Origin of the sequence: Blautia sp. HCN-1074 (assembly GCF_037890165.1) — a bacterium.
Classification (GTDB): domain Bacteria; phylum Bacillota; class Clostridia; order Lachnospirales; family Lachnospiraceae; genus Blautia_A.
On the sequence record NZ_JBBKBP010000004.1, the window covers coordinates 112082 to 130004 of the forward strand.

Annotated in this window: 14 protein-coding genes; 2 read left to right on the forward strand and 12 right to left on the reverse strand. The window is 42.5% G+C overall.

All coding sequences use genetic code 11. From position 1 onward, the window contains the following. Nucleotides 1-11 precede the first annotated feature (11 nt). The 5 genes from rnc to WKT11_RS05520 all read right to left on the reverse strand — a co-directional run bounded on the left by rnc (nucleotide 12) and on the right by WKT11_RS05520 (nucleotide 5381). On the reverse strand, nucleotides 12-695 hold the full coding sequence (gene rnc, locus WKT11_RS05500; RefSeq protein ID WP_117674749.1) for a ribonuclease III: 684 nt from the start codon (nucleotides 693-695) through the stop codon (nucleotides 12-14). 62 nt (nucleotides 696-757) lie between these two features. Then, on the reverse strand, nucleotides 758-985 hold the full coding sequence (gene acpP, locus WKT11_RS05505; RefSeq protein WP_117674748.1) for an acyl carrier protein: 228 nt from the start codon (nucleotides 983-985) through the stop codon (nucleotides 758-760). 55 nt (nucleotides 986-1040) lie between these two features. Beyond that, nucleotides 1041-2093, reverse strand: a complete 1053-nt coding sequence (gene plsX / locus WKT11_RS05510; RefSeq protein WP_117674747.1) for a phosphate acyltransferase PlsX — start codon at nucleotides 2091-2093, stop codon at nucleotides 1041-1043. 272 nt (nucleotides 2094-2365) lie between these two features. After that, a complete protein-coding gene (locus WKT11_RS05515; RefSeq protein WP_340283113.1) occupies nucleotides 2366-4183 on the reverse strand; it encodes an ABC-F family ATP-binding cassette domain-containing protein in 1818 nt (605 codons plus the stop codon). Nucleotides 4184-4565: 382 nt separating this feature from the next. Next, on the reverse strand, nucleotides 4566-5381 hold the full coding sequence (locus WKT11_RS05520) for a hypothetical protein (protein ID WP_118630142.1): 816 nt from the start codon (nucleotides 5379-5381) through the stop codon (nucleotides 4566-4568). A gap of 507 nt (nucleotides 5382-5888) precedes the next feature. Here WKT11_RS05520 and WKT11_RS05525 point away from each other — a divergent pair. Next, entirely contained in the window at nucleotides 5889-6608 is a 720-nt protein-coding gene (locus WKT11_RS05525) for a LytR/AlgR family response regulator transcription factor (protein WP_117843889.1), read from the forward strand. A gap of 76 nt (nucleotides 6609-6684) precedes the next feature. Here the strand turns inward: WKT11_RS05525 and WKT11_RS05530 are convergent, their stop codons facing one another. The 7 genes from WKT11_RS05530 to pta form a co-directional block, all read right to left on the reverse strand. Further along, the gene (locus tag WKT11_RS05530; protein WP_340283117.1) at nucleotides 6685-8595 is read right to left on the reverse strand and encodes a sensor histidine kinase; all 1911 of its coding nucleotides are present in this window, start codon (nucleotides 8593-8595) and stop codon (nucleotides 6685-6687) included. 75 nt (nucleotides 8596-8670) lie between these two features. Beyond that, complete coding sequence (locus WKT11_RS05535; protein ID WP_340283119.1) at nucleotides 8671-11064, reverse strand: hypothetical protein; 2394 nt, start codon at nucleotides 11062-11064, stop codon at nucleotides 8671-8673. A gap of 237 nt (nucleotides 11065-11301) precedes the next feature. Further along, entirely contained in the window at nucleotides 11302-12657 is a 1356-nt protein-coding gene (locus WKT11_RS05540) for an MATE family efflux transporter (protein ID WP_117674742.1), read from the reverse strand. Between the two features lie 204 nt (nucleotides 12658-12861). Continuing rightward, nucleotides 12862-13044 carry a 50S ribosomal protein L32 gene (gene rpmF, locus WKT11_RS05545; RefSeq protein ID WP_008704709.1) on the reverse strand — a complete coding sequence of 61 codons (183 nt, stop codon included), beginning with the start codon at nucleotides 13042-13044 and terminating at the stop codon, nucleotides 12862-12864. A gap of 4 nt (nucleotides 13045-13048) precedes the next feature. Further along, nucleotides 13049-13576 (reverse strand): YceD family protein, encoded by a 528-nt coding sequence (locus WKT11_RS05550; RefSeq protein WP_117674741.1) that lies wholly within the window; start codon nucleotides 13574-13576, stop codon nucleotides 13049-13051. Between the two features lie 246 nt (nucleotides 13577-13822). Next, entirely contained in the window at nucleotides 13823-15013 is a 1191-nt protein-coding gene (locus WKT11_RS05555) for an acetate/propionate family kinase (protein ID WP_117674845.1), read from the reverse strand. A 234-nt stretch (nucleotides 15014-15247) separates the two neighbouring features. Further along, complete coding sequence (gene pta / locus WKT11_RS05560) at nucleotides 15248-16258, reverse strand: phosphate acetyltransferase (protein WP_117674740.1); 1011 nt, start codon at nucleotides 16256-16258, stop codon at nucleotides 15248-15250. 251 nt (nucleotides 16259-16509) lie between these two features. Between pta and WKT11_RS05565 the strand changes: the two genes are divergently transcribed. Further along, a complete protein-coding gene (locus tag WKT11_RS05565; RefSeq protein WP_117674739.1) occupies nucleotides 16510-17877 on the forward strand; it encodes a tRNA(Met) cytidine acetate ligase in 1368 nt (455 codons plus the stop codon). Nucleotides 17878-17923: the final 46 nt, after the last annotated feature.

The window sequence follows — 17923 nt, forward strand, 5'->3', positions numbered from 1 at the left end:
TCAGTAATTATTTATTTCTTAAGCACGCGGATTGCCTGATAAGCCGCGGCCTGCTCTGCTGCTTTCTTGGTATGACCGCTTCCCTGTCCCATTACTTTACCGTTTACTCTTGCATCTACAGTAAAGTTTTTGTTGTGATCCGGTCCTTCTTCTTTTATCAGAACGTATTCTACCGGCTGAGTTCCCTTTTCCTGCACGATTTCCTGCAGGATGGTCTTGCTATCATAAAAGAGCTGTTTGTGTTCAATATCATTCAGGATAAAATTCAGCACAAACTCCTTTGCACTAGCAAAACCACCATCCAGATAAATAGCTCCCAATAAAGCTTCTGTCGCATCAGATACGATAGAATCCCTGTTTCTTCCGCCTGTCATATCTTCTCCTTTTCCAAGAAGCAGAAACTGTGGAAGTCCGAATTCTCTTGCACAATAGGCAAGACTTGGCTCACATACAAGGCTGGCTCTCTTTTTAGTCAGTTCACCCTCCGGAACCTGGGTAAATTTGGCATACAGAAAATCACTGCTGATCAGCTCCAGAACAGCATCTCCCAGAAACTCCAGTCTCTCGTTACATCCCAGCTTACCAAGCTTCTTCTCATTTGCATAAGAACTGTGTGTCAGCGCCTGTGTAAGATAATGCTTATTTTTGAAATGATATCCGATAATCTCTTCTAATTCTTCTGTTTTTTTGTTCATTCCTTTAACCCTCTCCATACGAGTGGGGCTGTCACCGGACAACCCCATCCTTATTTCATCTTTTATTTGATCGCGCGGAGCGCTTCAATAGCGTCACCCACTGTCTGGATCTGCTCTACCGCTTCGTTCTCAAGTTCAATGTCATATTCCTCTTCAATTCCCATGATGATCTGAAAAATATCAAGAGAATCCGCACCCAGATCATCTACAAACGTAGTATCTGCGGTGATCGAATCGGCATCAATGTTTAAGACCTCTGCGATGATCGCTTTTATCTTTTCCAGTTCCATGTACAACACCCTCCTTCCTGTTTCATATTTTTCTTTTTTCATTTATTATCAAATCTTATAGAAAATCTGTTTCTGTCTTAGCTTTTGGTATTTCTTCTTTGTCTTCCAGAATACGCTCAGCAATCTTTTCGTTGATTTTCTCCTGTTTGAACTGTACACACTGGAAAATACCATGCTTGATTTCAATGGCTTTAGCACTTCCATGAGTCTTTACTACCAGTCCCTTCAGCCCGAGAAGCGGTGCTCCGCCGTATTCACTTGCATCGAAGGATTTCAGAGTCTCTTTTAATGCCGGTTTTACCAGAAGTGCTCCGACTTTACTTCTGAGGCTGGTCATCATTCCCTCTTTAATCTTGTGGACCAGGGCAGAACCAACTCCCTCATATAATTTCAGAATTACATTTCCTACAAACGCCTCACATACAACTACATCCGCATATCCTGCCGGGATATCTCTGGCTTCGATACTGCCAATGAAGTTAATGCTCTTACATTCTTTCAGAAGCGGGAATGTCTCTTTTACAAGTGCATTTCCCTTCTCTTCTTCTGCTCCGTTATTTACGATTGCAACTCGTGGGTTCTTAATGCCAACAACATTCTCCATATAAATAGAACCCATCTTCGCAAACTGTACCAGATGCGATGGACGTGCATCCACATTTGCTCCACAGTCGATCAGCAGGGATACTCCGTCGAGCGTAGGAATCAGCGGCGCAAGCGGTGGTCTCTCCACGCCTTTACTTCTTCCTACCAGCACCTGTCCGCCTACTAAAACAGCGCCTGTGCTTCCAGAAGAAACAAAAGCATCTGCTTCCTGTTTCTTAACCATATTCAATCCAACAACGATTGATGAATCCTTTTTCTTACGGATTGCAAAAACAGGCGGCTCTGCTGTCTCAATCACTTCTGAAGCGTTGACAACCTCGATCTGCTCCTTCGGATATCCGGAGTATTTCGCCAGCTCTTTCTCAATTACTTCCTGCTTTCCTGTAAGTATTACTTTTATGTCCTGTCTCTCTGTCACAGCTTCCACTGCAGCCTTGACCGGCTCTACCGGGGCATTGTCCCCGCCCATTGCGTCTACCACAACTCTGACCTGTTCTGCCATATCTATATCTCCTGTTAACTTTCTAATACTGTTCATTTGAATTATTTACACACTACTCATAATCTGTATGATACTAAAGAAACATCCGCAAAGTCAATAGAATCTGAAAAGTTTCTCTCTTCTACTTCCGTTACTGTTCACTCCGTTCTCAGTAACGTAGCCAAAATTCATTCCAGATTGCCTGCGGCAATGGAATTTTGGCTTGTATGTCTCGGGATTTTGGCATATTTATGCCAAAACACCTCGCGGGATAGTGGTGTGTGAACAGTAATCTACTTCTCATTCTTCTGCGCTTCGATTTTCTCTGCCAAATCATTAAGGTAAACCCAACGGTCCATCTTCTCATCCAGATCTGCCTGCGTCTTCTCTTTCTGCTCCATAATCTCACGAAGCTTCATAGAATTAGTTGCATTCGCCTCCATATCCTTATCAAGCTTCTCCAGCAGTTCCTCCAAAGCAGCGATATCATCATCAATCGTCTCAAATTCCCTCTGCTCTTTATAGGTAAACTTCAGTTTCTGAGGACGATTCTGCTTCCAGTCTGACTGCGCCGCTTTCTTCTTTTCAACATCAACAACCGCGCCCGAACCATCAGATACTGTTACTCCCTTCCTTGCCAGAGCTTCTGTATAATCCGTATATCCGCCCTCGTACTGCGTCAGATGTCCATCCCCTTCAAAAGCAAAGATCCTGTCCACAATATTATCCAGAAAATATCTGTCATGAGACACCGCGATTACAATCCCCGCAAAAGAATCCAGATAATCCTCCAGAATTGTCAATGTCGGAATATCCAGATCATTGCTCGGCTCATCCAGGAGCAGCACATTCGGTGCCTCCATCAGAACCTTCAACAGGTACAGACGCCTCTTCTCCCCGCCAGACAACTTAGCAATCGGCGCATACTGCATCGCAGAATCAAACAAAAATCTCTCCAGCATCATAGTCGCAGATATCTTACCATCTCTGGTCGGAATATATTCCGCAACATCTCGAATATAATCAATCACACGCTGATTCGTATCCATATCCGGAACTTCCTGCGCAAAATAGCCGATACGGATCGTCTCACCAATCTCCACCTCACCCGCGTCCGGCTGCACCACTCCATCTATAATCTTAATCAACGTCGACTTTCCACATCCATTCGGACCAATGATACCCAGACGCTGATTACGAAGCACAATATAATTAAAATCATCCAGAATCTTCTTCTCGCCAAAGCTCTTGCTGATATGATGAAGCTCTATCGTCTTCTTACCCATACGTGTCTCAACAGAATCCAGCTCTACGTTCGCATCCCTCACAGGCGCCTTCCCATTCTTCAACGCTTCCAGACGCTCCAGACGCGCACGCTGCTTCGTACTTCTCGCACGACAACCCCTCTTCGCCCATTCCAGTTCCATGCGAAGGACACTCTGCCTCTTCCTCTCACTCGCAAGCTCCATCTCCTCGCGCTCCGCCTTCAGCTCCAGAAACTTCGAATAATTCGCCTCATACGCATAAAGATTCCCATGAGAAATCTCCAGAATCTTATTCGTAACCCTGTCAAGAAAATATCTGTCATGCGTAACCATGATCACAACGCCTTTAAAACCTCTCAGAAAATCCTCAAGCCAGGTAACCATCTCATTATCCAGATGGTTCGTCGGCTCATCCAGAAGAAGCACATCACAAGGATTCACCAAAGTCCTCGCCAAAGCCACCCTCTTCTTCTGCCCGCCAGACAAATGATCAATCTTCTCCTCATGATTCACAATCCCCAGCTTATTCAGCACATTCCTGGCCTCGCTCTCCGTACTCCAGTCCTTCTGCCATTTCCCCTCTGCCACATAATCCAGAATCGAAGCCCCCTCCGGAAACTGGGGCATCTGCGGCAGATACGTAATCCGCAGCCCATTCTGCGTAATAACCTGTCCCTCATCCGGCTCCTCCAGCCCACCGATAATCTTCAAAATCGTAGACTTCCCAGTACCATTGATCCCGATAATCCCAATCTTATCCCCCTGATGCACCCCATAAGAAACATCATCCAAAACCACCTTCTCGCCAAACACCTTAGAAACATGCTCTATATTCAAAATATTCATAAATCAAAACCTCTCTCATAATTTTCGTCCCCCTGACCCGGGAACAAATCTGTCTACCATTATACCATTTTTCTCCCTTTTCTAAAACCCCCCAGTTATCCAGAACATCTCCCTCCCAAAACAAACTATTTGTTACTGTTCACTCCGTTCACAGCAACACGCTTCGCGATGCACAGAATTTATGCTAATCGCATAAATTCGCGCGGTATGTCTCGGGTTTTCTGTGACCTTCGCTCACAAAAAACACCTCGCGGGATATTACCAGTGAACAGTAACAACTATTTTTCTGTGCGTCCCTTTTCAAAGATACAAAAAAACGCTCCCCTCCAGGCAAACCCGAAGGGGAGCATCCCAAACACTATTTATTTTCAAGAAGAGAGCGTTAGTTCATCTCAGTTCCATTTTCAACTGCATATTTCAGCCCCTGAACCGCAACCGCAATCGTAGCTTCCTCTACAGTTGCACTTCCAAGATCGCCCATATCCAGTGTCATAGTATCATCATCATTTACAGCAACGCCAAAAGTAAGTGACATTTCAGATATTTCATCAGTAATCGTTACCGTACCATTCTCTTCATCAAAAGTACCCTCACCGATAAAGCTTACATACTCATCATTGTCATTGATCACGATCACAGAGCAAAAAGTTCCGTCATCATTGTCACCATAAATAAAAGTTTCTCCTGCTTCTGTAACACCAGAATAGCATTCTGTCAGAGCATTTCCCATCTGCTGATAAATCTCGTTATAATCAGCTTCATCACCAGAAGCTTCATAAGGCTCCAGAGTTGCTGTCATCTCCAGGCTGTCCGGATCATAGAGTTCCAGAACATTCTCTTCTTCATTTGCCTGTAACAGATAAGTTACCATATTTTCATCATCATACGTGCCGTCATCATTTGCAAACTGCATTGCAAGAGCTGTGTATTCCCCGTCTGAAGCCAGACTGTAAACACCTAAAATATCCTGTTCCTCGTCCTTCCACTGACCAAAGAATGAATTATCTTTGTAGAATCCATAAATATCTCCTGCGCTGTCCTGCCAGATACCGATCAGTGCTTCTGATATATCAGCAACATCTCCGTCATCTGCAGTCTCTTCTTCTGCCGCATCATCCGCAGCCCACACCGGAACTACCATAGAACTTACCATCGCTGCTGTGCAAAGACCTGCCATTAATTTTCTCCAGTTTTTCATATTTCTTACCATTCCTTTCTTAAAATGTGTTTCGTTTCTTACTGAATTTCTATGAGCTTACTATAAAAAATTTTGATAACATTTTCAATATACATGGGATTAAACGACATTTTCTGTGAAATAATGCACATATCTCACAACAATTTGTATCTTTCATAACCACAATCTGTTTCATTCCAGTTACTGTTCACTGGTAATATCCCGCGAGGTGTTTTGTGTGAGCGAAGGTCACCTACAGAACCTGCCACTGGCAGCTTCTTACGGATGCTTGGCAACAGAAAACCCGAGACATACCGCGCGAATTTATGCGATTAGCATAAATTCTGTGCATCGCGAAGCGTGTTGCTGTGAACGGAGTGAACAGTAACCCATTCCAGACTATCAGTCATAAACTATATTTTTCCTTGAATATCTCCTGCAAATACGTTAAAATGGAAAGCATATTGCAGATAATTTTCTGGTTACACCAGAGTTTTATCTGATTCTGTTATCCGTGGAGGTGTTCCCTTGAACATTGCAATTCTTGACGATTCCAAGGAGGATCTTAAACAGATACGTTCTGTAATCTCTTCCTATTATAAATCACAAAATACAGACGCAGACATTCATCTATATTCCAGTGCAGAATCCTTTTTCCAGAAATATTCCCCCGGCATTTATGATCTGATCATCATGGATATTTATATGGGTAATATGACCGGTATGGACGCCGCAAAAAAATTACGTGAAGCAAAAGATTCTGCTGCTTTAATTTTCATTACAAGCAGTGATTCTTATGCGGTGGAAAGCTACGATGTCAATGCATCCTATTATCTTCTGAAACCATTTCAGCCGGAAAAACTGTGCAGGATTCTTTCTACCATACAGGTTAAACAATCACAGAATTCCAGATATATCGAACTGGTTTCTGACCGCACCCCTGTAAAGATTCCGGTCCGGAGTATTCTTTATGTAGATACATACCGAAATGCGATCCAGGTACATACAACTGACGCCGGAGTTATCCGCTCCTACATCACATTTCAGAAATTCGAAGAACTCCTTGCCGGCATGAAATGCTTTCTTTCCTGCTACAGAGGATGTATCGTAAACATGGATCATATCGAGCAGTCCACCGATGAAGGATTTATCATGGATAATCAGGAACTTGTCACTATACGCAAACGCGGTTCCAACGCAATAAAAAAAGCATATCTGGAGTATCTGTTTTCCTCAGATTCTGAGTAAACAGATACTCTGGTATGTCGACAAATTGATTTCTAAAACAATCCGACTTGTTGATACACAAAGATATGCCTGTATCCTATATTTCTTCCATTGCTTTCAACGGTATAAAAATATTAACTTTGAAAATCCCGTTTTCCGTACAAAAAACTGCATAGCCGCCTGCTTTCTGCACCACTTCCGTTACCGATGCCGTTCCAATTCCAAGACCTTCATGCTTGGTTGAATAAAATTCATTTTCTTTTCTCTGTATCTCATTTGAATACGGATTTGAAATCTCTATGAGAAGTTTCTTATTTCGTATCCTGGTAAAAATTTTTACATATGGTTTTACATCTGGCGGCAGAATTTTTACCGCCTCTACTGCATTCTCCAGAAGATTTCCATAAATCTTACATAAATCTGTATCAGAAATGCTGAGATTCTGTGGCAGCATCATATCATATTCAAACGAAATCCCTCGCTGTTTTAACTCTCCCGCATAAAAATGAATCACCGCATCCACTGCCATATTTCTGCAATAACAGATCACCGTCTCTTCCTTCGTCATGGCAGCCGAATATTCCCCAAGATAATCCATCATCTCCTGATACTTTTCCTGCTGGGCATAGGACATGATCACGCGCAGATGATGCCTCATATCATGCCTCATCTTGCTGATCTCATCCATCTTTTCTGTCAGTTCTTCATAATGCTGTTTTTGCATCTGAAGTTTCTGCTCCATCTGGCGGCTGTACGCTCCATATGTAAGCTGAAATCTGTAAGCATTTGCAAGTTCTATCCACAGAGTCAGTCCCACACTTAAAACCAGCACTGCCGCCCCTAATTCCGTAAACCAGCCGCCTATGACCGGCTCATATACTTTCCATATTCTGTCTGCTGCCAGCGAAGCCGCATAGACAATAATTCCTGTCAGTAAAATATTGCTGTATTTTCGCTGAATCTCTTTGATACTCTTAAAAATCAGGTACCCTGCTGTCAGCCATTTCATAACTTCTGTAACCGCTGATATAAAATACAAGCCTCTCGCCGACTGCACTTTACTGCAAAATAATTCCGTCAAAAATACCAGCACACCTACCGCCAGAAGAATGACCGCCAGAATTTCCGGCAGACGTCTCTCATCTTCCAGAATTTTCTGTTGCACAACCACAACACATGCAAACATCAAATAATAAAACAGCGCTTCCATTCCATAACATGGCTGCACCTTTACAGCCATAAACGCATGCAAAACAGGATAAGAGCTATACCCCAGCACGCAGATACACAGAAGACTAAAAAATCCAATTTCCGCTTTTCTGGTTCGGATAAACATATACAAAGCAAAAAGTAAAATACAGAAAGTAAACGCCATATAAACGGAATAAGTCATCACTGATAAGCCTCTGATCAGATTTACCTTAAACGGAGATCCCAGAATCGGAACAAACTGAATTCCCGAGGACACCGAATGTCTGTCTGTCACAGCGATCATAATCTCTGCTGTTCCTTTTCCTTCAAATGTGAATACTCTGTTCTGTATCTGTTCTTCATAATTTTCCGGATCCGGATTTCCAACCTGTCCCACCAGATTGCCGTCTATATACAGATTATAGGAAGAAAAAACCTCTGCCAGACCTATGGCATATCTCTTTTCCTTCTCCGGAAGCACAAGTGTCATCCGGTATGTCCCACTTCCGAAAGGAGATCTGTCTTTGTCGCCAAGATCCATTCCTCCGTATTCCCCGATTGAAATATAACGGCTGTAATACTTACCTTTATTCTCCTTTAATTCCTGCGGAGCCAGCAGTACATCCGGATAATATTCCCACTCTCTGGCCAGATAATGAACCGAATCATCATCCGGAACATAGAGAATTCCCTGGATTGGCTGATCTCCTTTTGCTGTATATTTATTATCAAAACGATAGAGCAAAAAGAATACTCCCATAGATACAGTTAACACTGTCACTATGAGCATCAATGAATATTTCCAGTTTTTCTTCATTGTGCACCCCCTTTGCTCCATTGCGCTGCGGGACAGTTTTTTATCCGCCCATGTGTTATTGAATTGTTATCTTTTTTACTTCCTGTGTTTTTTTCTCAGAATCAAAAATCCAGTCAGAAGCACCGCTCCTGCTATTATCAAACCCAGAGAATTTTTTACAGATTGTTTCAAATCTTTCCCTGTCAACAAACTTTCCCTGTGTTCTGATTCTTCTGATTCCTGAACTGCACCGGTATCATTCATGTCAGAAAGAATCTCTCCATCTTCCTGCATAATTTCGTCTGTTACTGCCACTTCTGTCTCAGAATCTTTCACCGAAAATCCCGTCTGATCTGCTCCTGCCTCTCCTTGATTTTCCTGGACGCTGTTTGATGACTGTCCATCTGTAATAAAATAATCTCCGGTTTTATCAAGTGTCACCTGGAGAACCTTCTGTTCCTCCTGATAGCTCTTTGCATACTGATTTCCCTGCGTATCTTCAATGACCACCGTTTCAGGTGACTGAATTCCTTTTAACACTGAGATTGGTATCTTCACTACAGTCCCCGGAATCTCCGTCACTTCCTCTCCTCTGACAAAAATCCTCAGAGAAAATGCCAACTCTGCTGTTTTTTCAATGCGAACCTGCACCTCATCATTTTCATTCACCTTCCATGCATTTACCGTTTCCGAAGAAACCGTGACAGAAATCCCCTGCTTTTCAAATTTTGCACTGCCATTCTGCTGTATCATCAAAAGTAATCTACGCCCGCTGACAGCAGTGATCACGTCTGTGCTCAGCTCTGTCACTGAATCGTTGGTCGTATCGGTTTCTGCTGTCACCTTCGTTCCTGATTCTTTATTGCCTGTATTCCTGTTATCCTGTCCATTACCAGCATTTGCAGAATTATAATTATAAGATCCATTTTCATAACCTGCTTCTTCTGATTCCTGATTCTGGGCATTGTCAGCTTCTGCCCCATCAGGAACAGGAGTTATTGTAAGTTTTATTTCCGGCGCTTTCTGCACAATATCCGGAAGATTCTTCTCATCTCTGTCCGAAAAATTTCTCTCATGCCAGTATTCATTTACAATAAATTCATCATTGTAGGAAAAAGAATAGATTCCGGTGCTGCCCTTTTCATGGACAACACAAATATCATAAGTATTTCCCTTCTTTAACACTTCCCGGCAGTAGAGCAGCACTCCCCGGGACGTGATCTCCACAAGTTCTTTATCTGCTTTCTGATAGCTTCCTTTGTTTTCACGAATATAAACCTGCATATTCTGAAGATCTGCTTTTGAAAATCCGTCCATTAACATAGGAAATTCAATCATATCTACCGCAGGCATACTGTAAGTGTCAATCTGTGGATTTCCTTTTTTCTGCACTGAAATATATGCACATGCCTCAGGAAGTGTCAGATCATCTGACAGCTCATACCCCTGAGGAATCACGAAAGTTCCCGTCAGTTTATATACCCCTGACTTTGAAGTATTTACCCGACTTACATCCCACGATGACTCCAGCATGATCTCCGGATTCTCTGCTGTATTTTCAAACTTTTGAGCTGTACTGACACGAAGTTTTATATCCTCTGTCAGTTCCTCCTTTATTTTTTTCAGATTTGCGCCCGTTTTTACAGCATACGCGGCACATCTGCTTAAGTATTTCTCATCGCTGGTATCGTAAGACCGAATACAATTTCCAGGTTTCTGGATATCTCCAATCTGGCTATATTGATAACTGTAAATATTCAGACTTCCATCTTTAAGATACCGAAAACGCAAAGTGCCAGTCTGCTTTTCACCATTGTCATATGTCACCAGTATAGAATATGTATTTCCGGCAGTCATACTCTGGTTGGAAACATACAAACCCTCCTCATCACAAAAAGCAAAGCCTTCTTCTGTCAGATTCAGCCACTGTCCGTTGTCTTTTTTCAGATATGCTTCCATAGAATCCGGATTTTCCTGCTGTATCCATGGGAAAATATATAAACCAGCGGCAGTCAGCCTGTAATAGGTATTGATGTCCGGTTTATCCTGATACTGGACAGAAACTGTTGTCTGTACCTGCGGACTCGAAATCCCACCCAGATCATATTCCTCCGGCAGTTTCAGCACACCTTTTATTGTATAAACGCCAGCCAGTTTCATATTTACAGAAGAAACATTCCAGACTACCGGAATATGCAATGTCTCCGTATCCGTATAAACCGTATAGGATACCTCTGCCAATTTCTCAACGATCTCATCACTGTCCTTATTCAATTCAACAGCCACTGCAGGGATATCCCTGGGCTCGATCACATCATGAACAGTAATCGCCTGTGCCCAAATCCCTGTCGGACTTTTTAACAGACAGAGCCCCAGCGCACAAAAAGCCAACACTGCTAATACAATTACACCTTTTTCTTTTTTTATTTTCTTCTCTGTTACCATAATAACGCCCTTTTCATTCACGCATAGCCAAAAAGAATCCCGCAAGCAGGATTCTCCGCCTGCGCTGGTTCTCTTTAACGATATAATTCTCTCCGCTGCAGTACAATCCAGCCCAGAGGCCTTTTCATATCACAGGAATATTATGGAGTATAATTTCCAATAATATAAAAACAGCAACTTATTTTTCATGTATATCTTCAGATTACCCTATCTGAGAACTTTTAGCAACAGATATAGGATAAATCGCATTTTTTCATGAAAAATGAGTTACTGTTTATATGTTTATTCTACTTTTTCTTTTTTTCCCGGGAATTTCATAAAATAATATACAATGAATAAGACCGCTGTAATACTCCATGAAACCGGATAGCTGAGCATGATCGTGTTAATTCCAGGATACATCTGTCCTGCTGTAAAGAGCCAGAGGATTCGCAGGGAACATACCCCGCCGCATGTAAGGATCATTGGCACCAGAACTTTTCCGGTTCCACGTAGTGCACCGGAAAGAATTCCAATGATTACATAAACAAAATAGGATGGCAGTAAAAAACGGCTCATATGCACACCATGAGTAATTACTGCACTGTCTGTCGTAAATAAGCGGTAAATCCATGGTGCACCTCCATACATCAGCAGGATCATCACTGCCGAACTTATCATACTCATGATCATACAGACTCTTACACTCTTTCGCATTCTGTGATATTTGCCTGCCCCGAAGTTCTGCCCTACAAAGGTAGTAATGGAAATCGCAAACGCATTAATCACCATCCAGAATATAGCATCGATTTTTCCCAGTGTTCCCCAGGCTGCCACTGTATCTGTTCCAAGATTATTTACAAATACCTGTATCACAATATTCGATATATTATACATTACAGATTCCAGCCCGGCCGGAATGCCGATGCAAAGTACCGATAACAGCATCCTCTTGTCAAACCGAATCCGGCTGATTTTCAGTGCATAGATTTCCCTGGTCTTTAATAACATTCCTGTTACGATCAGCGCACTGACCACCTGGGAAGTGACTGTCGCAACTGCCACTCCGACAATTCCCATGTGAAATGCCACAACGAAAAACAAGTCTAACACAATGTTTAAAATACATGTCACGATCAGAACATACAATGGTCTTTTGGAATCTCCCACCGCACGCAGGATCGAAGCTCCCATATTGTAGATCAGGTTGAAAATGATCCCGCCAAAATATATCTGAAGATAAATAGCAGAATCATCTACCACATCCGCCGGTGTCTTCATGAGTAACAACGCCGGTCTGGCAAAAAAGATTCCCACAATTGTAAGAATCACACCTGCTGCAAGCGAAAATGCAAACGCCGTATGTAATGCCTTGCTTAGACCCTTCTTATCTTTCGCCCCATAAAACTGGGAGATTACAACCGCAGCCCCCGAGGACAATCCAACAAAAAAGCCTACGATCAGATTGGCAATCTGACTGGCCGAACCACCTACTGCCGCAAGCGCCTGTTTACCTACAAATCTTCCCACAACGATCGTATCTGCCGTATTATAGATCTGCTGAAAAAACGTTCCAAATACAATAGGAAAGAAAAATAACAGCAGCTGTTTCCAGATCACACCTTCCGTGATCTGGTTTACCTTCCCCTTTTCATTCATTTCCTTTATTCCTCATCCATTTTATTTTATAGTCCCCACCCACTGCTTATTGTTCTTCGCAACCTCCGCAGGGGGCTTACCTGATTCAGTTAAAAACAATTTTTAATCCCTATTTGATACTACTGTGCCGACAAATTTTCACATACAAAAAAGCAGGCACCCCAGTAGATGGGACAACCTGCCATGCTTTGTAATCATTAAGAATTAGTCTTCAACTTTAATGATTTCCTTTTTGTTGTAGCTTCCGCAAGCTTTGCATACTCTGTGCGGCATCATCAGTTCGCCACATTTGCTGCATTTTACAAGGTTCGGAGCGCTCATTTTCCAGTTTGCTCTTCTCTTATCGCGTCTTGCTTTGGAAGATTTATTCTTCGGACAGATGGACATTATGTTACACCTCCTTAAATTTACTAAATATATCACTGATAGCTGCCATACGGGGATCCTTAGGTTCCTCGACGCATCCACAAGGACCGTCATTGAGGTTTTTCCCGCACTGGCTACAGATTCCTTTGCAGTCTTCTCTACATAAAACCTTCAAAGGCCAGCTCATCAGTACCTCAAGATAGACCAGCTGGTCCACATCCAGGTCCATACCTGTGAGATAAGAACTCTCGTCCAGATCATTCACACGGTCTTCATCCGTAAGCTTCATATCAAGTTTTCGCTCGATTTCTAAAGGAATCTCTGTTGAAACCTCCTCAAGACATCTGTCACAGGGAATACCTACGGTAATCTTACCTGTTCCTTTAATCTCAAGATTTCTGTCACCTGTATTCGTAATAGTAAGCTCTACCGGCTCTTTTGCAAGCACCGGAAAACTTCCTGACTGAAAGGTGATCGTATCCATTCCAAACTCCACTGTTTTCTGAATACGCATTCCCTCACTGGATGAAATATCTGATAAATGTATCTGCATACTTTTCTCCTATCCACACTTGTTTTATTATACATACCGTCTTTGCTTTTGTCAACGATAAATTAGAAAAATTTCACATTTTGTCAAGTAATATTCCTTTACGGGATATCTTCTTAAAAACACCGCAAGGTGCAAAGAAGGGTGCCCCTGACAGGATACACCCTTCTCTTCTATATAAATATAGTTTTATACGAACTATATTTCTCTCGTCCGGACACATTACAGGCACTTTATTGCCTGATCTGATTAAACCAGTGCTACAGTCTCTCTGCAGATTGCAAGCTCTTCGTTTGTAGGAATTACAGCAACTTTAACTTTGGAATCCGGTGTGGAAATTACGATTTCTTCTCCACGAACACCGTTAGCTTCTTTGTCAAGTGTAACTCCGAGGTATCCAAGATAGCTTACAACTTTCTCACGTACAGGAATAGCATTCTCACCGATACCTGCTGTAAATACGATCGCATCTACACCATTCATAGCTGCAACATATCCGCCAACGAATTTAGCGATACCATAGCAGAGAACGTCGATTGCGTTAGCTGCATCTTCGTTTCCGCTCTGAGCTGCATCGTTCAGGTCACGGAAGTCACTGGATAATCCGCCGGATAATCCAAGAAGACCAGATTTCTTATTAAGAACGTTCATCATACCTGCGATATCAAGGTTTTCTTTCTTAGCGATGAATTCCATGATAGCCGGGTCGATGTTACCGGAACGTGTTCCCATAACAACACCTTCAAGTGGAGTAAGACCCATTGTTGTGTCTACACACTCACCGTTTACAACAGCACTGATGGAAGAACCGTTTCCAAGGTGGCAGACGATAACTTTGGAGTTATCTTTGTCAAGACCAAGGAATTCAACAGCACGTTTGGAAACAAAGCTGTGAGATGTTCCGTGGAAACCATATCTTCTTACTTTGTAGTTCTTGTAATATTCGATCGGAAGACCATAGAGATATGCTTTTGCAGGCATTGTCTGATGGAAAGCTGTATCAAATACTGCTACCTGAGGTACACCCGGCATAAGTTCGGAGCATACACGAATGCCGATCAGGTTTGCAGGATTATGAAGTGGTGCAAGGTCATTGCATTCTTCTACTGCTGCGATTACTTCGTCTGTGATCACTACAGATTTGGCAAATTTCTCACCGCCATGTACAACACGATGTCCAACAGCGTTTACTTCTTTCAGGCTTCCGATTGCACCTGTTTTGTCATTTGTGAGGGCATCCAGTACCATCTGGATTGCTTCTTTATGTGTAGGCATTGCAGCTTCTGTGATTTCTTTGTCACAGCCTGTTTTCTGATATACTAATCTTCCGTCGATACCGATTCTCTCGCAGAGACCTTTTGCAAGAACTGCTTCTGAATCAGAGTTGATCAGCTGATATTTAAGGGATGAACTTCCACAGTTGATTACTAATACGTTCATTTTCATATTCTGCCGGCAACAAATTTCGAATACTGTCAATAATCCTGACACAAGTCTTCGAATATTTCTGTCAGCTTTTCCTTTCATATTATAATATTAATATTCTCATCATTTCCAGGGAAATATGAGTAATGATATCAAAGGCATCAGAATCAGAAATATCTCCTCCGATGCCTTTAACATTATGTAGTCGATAAAACAATTCTCAGTCCGCTTTACTGTCTGACTGAAATCTTATTTGTTGTCGTCAGCCTGGCACTGTACTGCTGTGATAGCTACTACACCAACGATATCGTCTGCAGAGCATCCGCGGGACAGGTCGTTTACAGGTTTAGCGATACCCTGTGTTACAGGTCCATAAGCTTCTGCTTTTGCAAGACGCTGTACAAGTTTGTATCCGATGTTACCTGCATCAAGGTCTGGGAATACAAGTACGTTAGCTTTACCTGCAACTTCGCTTCCAGGAGCTTTAGAAGCACCTACGCTTGGAACGATAGCTGCATCAAGCTGGAATTCTCCGTCAAGTGCAAGTTCCGGATTCTGCTCTTTTGCGATTCTTGTAGCTTCTACAACTTTGTCTACATCAGCATGTTTTGCACTGCCTTTCGTGGAGTGTGAAAGCATTGCAACGATTGGTTTCTCCTGAACAAGAAGTTCGAAGGATTCTGCAGAAGATGCTGCGATTGCTGCAAGCTCTTCTGAAGTCGGGTTCTGGTTCAGACCGGAATCAGCAAATACAAATGCGCCGTTTGCGCCGTATTCGCAGTTTGGAACTACCATTAAGAAGAATGCGGATACAAGTTTTGTACCTGGTTTTGTCTTCAGAATCTGAAGACATGGTCTTAATGTATCAGCTGTAGAGTGACATGCACCGGATACCATACCGTCTGCATCGCCCATTTTTACCATCATTACACCATAGTACAGATACTGGTTAAGAAGAATCTCTTTAGCCTGATCCGGTGTCATGCCTTTTTTCTGTCTTAATTCTACTAACTTGTCAATGTATCCCTGTGTTTTCTCTGATGTAGCAGGATCTACGATCTGTGCGCCGGAAATATCATATCCGTCTTCAGCTGCACTCTTTTTAACAGCTTCTTCGTTACCAACAAGGATAACCTTTGCAATTCCTTCTTTTAAAATTTTCTCTGTAGCTGCCAGAGTTCTCTTATCTTCTGTCTCCGGAAGTACGATTGTTTTTACGTTTGCTTTTGCTCTCTCTTTGAGTGTGTCAATAAATCCCATGATTAAAATGGCTCCTTTCATATAGCAGTTCTGATATCACAATGTCTGTGTACCAGATATCATTACCATTCACCGGATATATTCCGTGAACTGTAATCTGTTTTCTGCGCTGTTTTCATTATAACTCCTGAAGCCTTGTATTTCAAGCATCTGAATGGTAGAATATGACATAAAAAAGTTTTTTTTAAGATGCAATATGGTAAAAAAAGAGAACTCTACAGAATTTCAGAAAGGAGCATCTGTGTAAATTTATGAAAACAGCAGGAATTATTGCAGAATATAATCCTTTTCACAAAGGACATGAATATCAGATCCTGTATGCAAAGGAAAAGTTAAAGGCAGATTATGTTATCGTTGCCATGAGTGGAGATTACGTACAGCGCGGCACCCCTGCTCTCATCTCCAAACATGCGCGGGCGGAAATGGCTCTGCGGTGCGGTGCAGACCTTGTGCTCGAAATGCCGGTATCTGTCTCTACGGCAAGTGCGGAAGCCTTTGCAATGGGCGGTGTTTCCCTGTTGGACAGCCTTGGTGTTGTTGATATGCTATGTTTCGGAAGTGAGTCAGGGGAGATCAGCGCACTGAAAGAACTGGCTGAGATCCTTGTAGAAGAACCGGAAGAATATAAGAAGCTGCTGAAAAGCTTTTTAAGCGAGGGTCTGACTTTTCCCGCTGCCAGAAGCCAGGCGCTGACAGAATATTTTAAGAATCCACGCAACTTCAGCGGTGACGATTTTGACGGAGTCCTTACTCCTCTGTTAAATGAAGTGACACAGATTCTGAGCACTCCCAATAATATTCTGGGAATCGAATACTGTAAGGCACTTCTCCGCCTGAACAGCCGGATCCGCCCTGTCACCCTCCGCAGGGAAGGGATGGGGTATCATGAAACCACTGTCCCTGAAGGAGATTCAGCAAGCCCCTCCCCTGATTTACAGTCATCCACTGATTTTTTTGCATCTGCAACTGCTATACGCAGTCTTATTCAAGATTCGGGAAGCAGCCATCCAGAGGCAATCTCAGACATAAATAATCCAGGCAGAAATTCGGATAACAAAATTGTCAATATACTGTCATCCCAGATTCCGCCAGATGCTTTTTACGTTTTCAAAAAGGCGCTGGACTCCGGTGAATTTCTCACAGAAAATTCTCTGGACTCTATTCTTTCTTACTGCCTTATGAAGGAAAATGTAGAAAGCCTTTCTTCCTATATGGATGTTTCCGAGGATCTTGCACGAAGAATCATAAATCAGCAAAACCTTCTGACGTCCTTCTCCCAGTCTGTTGCTGTTTTAAAAACCAGAGAGCTTACTCAGACAAGGATACAGAGGGCATTGCTTCATATTATATTAAATATCCATACTGTGCCGACACAGATTCCCTTTGCCAGAGTTCTTGGTTTTTGCAGGGAAAGCAGTGAACTGCTAAGCCAGATCAAGCAGCACAGCCGAATTCCTCTTATCACAAAACTTTCCGATGTGCAGAAACTGCAGGATAAAGAAGCAGAACATATTTTAGCTGAAAACATCTTCTCCTCTAATTTATACGAAAAACTCCTGTGTCTGAAAAACGACAGGAAATTTTACCATGAAACTCAGAAGCAGATTATTATCATCTAAAACAAATTCAGAGGGTATACGGTCCAGATAAAGTTTCCAGACTGTA

Bases quoted from the DNA above. Each gene is read 5' to 3' on its own strand.
- plsX (WP_117674747.1), bottom strand. From the start codon at position 2,093: ATGGCAGAACAGGTCAGAGTTGTGGTAGACGCAATGGGCGGGGACAAT.
- WKT11_RS05530 (WP_340283117.1), bottom strand. From the start codon at position 8,595: ATGAAGAAAAACTGGAAATATTCATTGATGCTCATAGTGACAGTGTTA.
- acpP (WP_117674748.1), bottom strand. From the start codon at position 985: ATGGAACTGGAAAAGATAAAAGCGATCATCGCAGAGGTCTTAAACATT.
- pta (WP_117674740.1), bottom strand. From the start codon at position 16,258: ATGGGATTTATTGACACACTCAAAGAGAGAGCAAAAGCAAACGTAAAA.
- WKT11_RS05565 (WP_117674739.1), top strand. From the start codon at position 16,510: ATGAAAACAGCAGGAATTATTGCAGAATATAATCCTTTTCACAAAGGA.
- WKT11_RS05520 (WP_118630142.1), bottom strand. From the start codon at position 5,381: ATGAAAAACTGGAGAAAATTAATGGCAGGTCTTTGCACAGCAGCGATG.
- WKT11_RS05550 (WP_117674741.1), bottom strand. From the start codon at position 13,576: ATGCAGATACATTTATCAGATATTTCATCCAGTGAGGGAATGCGTATT.
- WKT11_RS05540 (WP_117674742.1), bottom strand. From the start codon at position 12,657: ATGAATGAAAAGGGGAAGGTAAACCAGATCACGGAAGGTGTGATCTGG.
- WKT11_RS05555 (WP_117674845.1), bottom strand. From the start codon at position 15,013: ATGAACGTATTAGTAATCAACTGTGGAAGTTCATCCCTTAAATATCAG.
- rpmF (WP_008704709.1), bottom strand. From the start codon at position 13,044: ATGTCCATCTGTCCGAAGAATAAATCTTCCAAAGCAAGACGCGATAAG.
- WKT11_RS05515 (WP_340283113.1), bottom strand. From the start codon at position 4,183: ATGAATATTTTGAATATAGAGCATGTTTCTAAGGTGTTTGGCGAGAAG.
- rnc (WP_117674749.1), bottom strand. From the start codon at position 695: ATGAACAAAAAAACAGAAGAATTAGAAGAGATTATCGGATATCATTTC.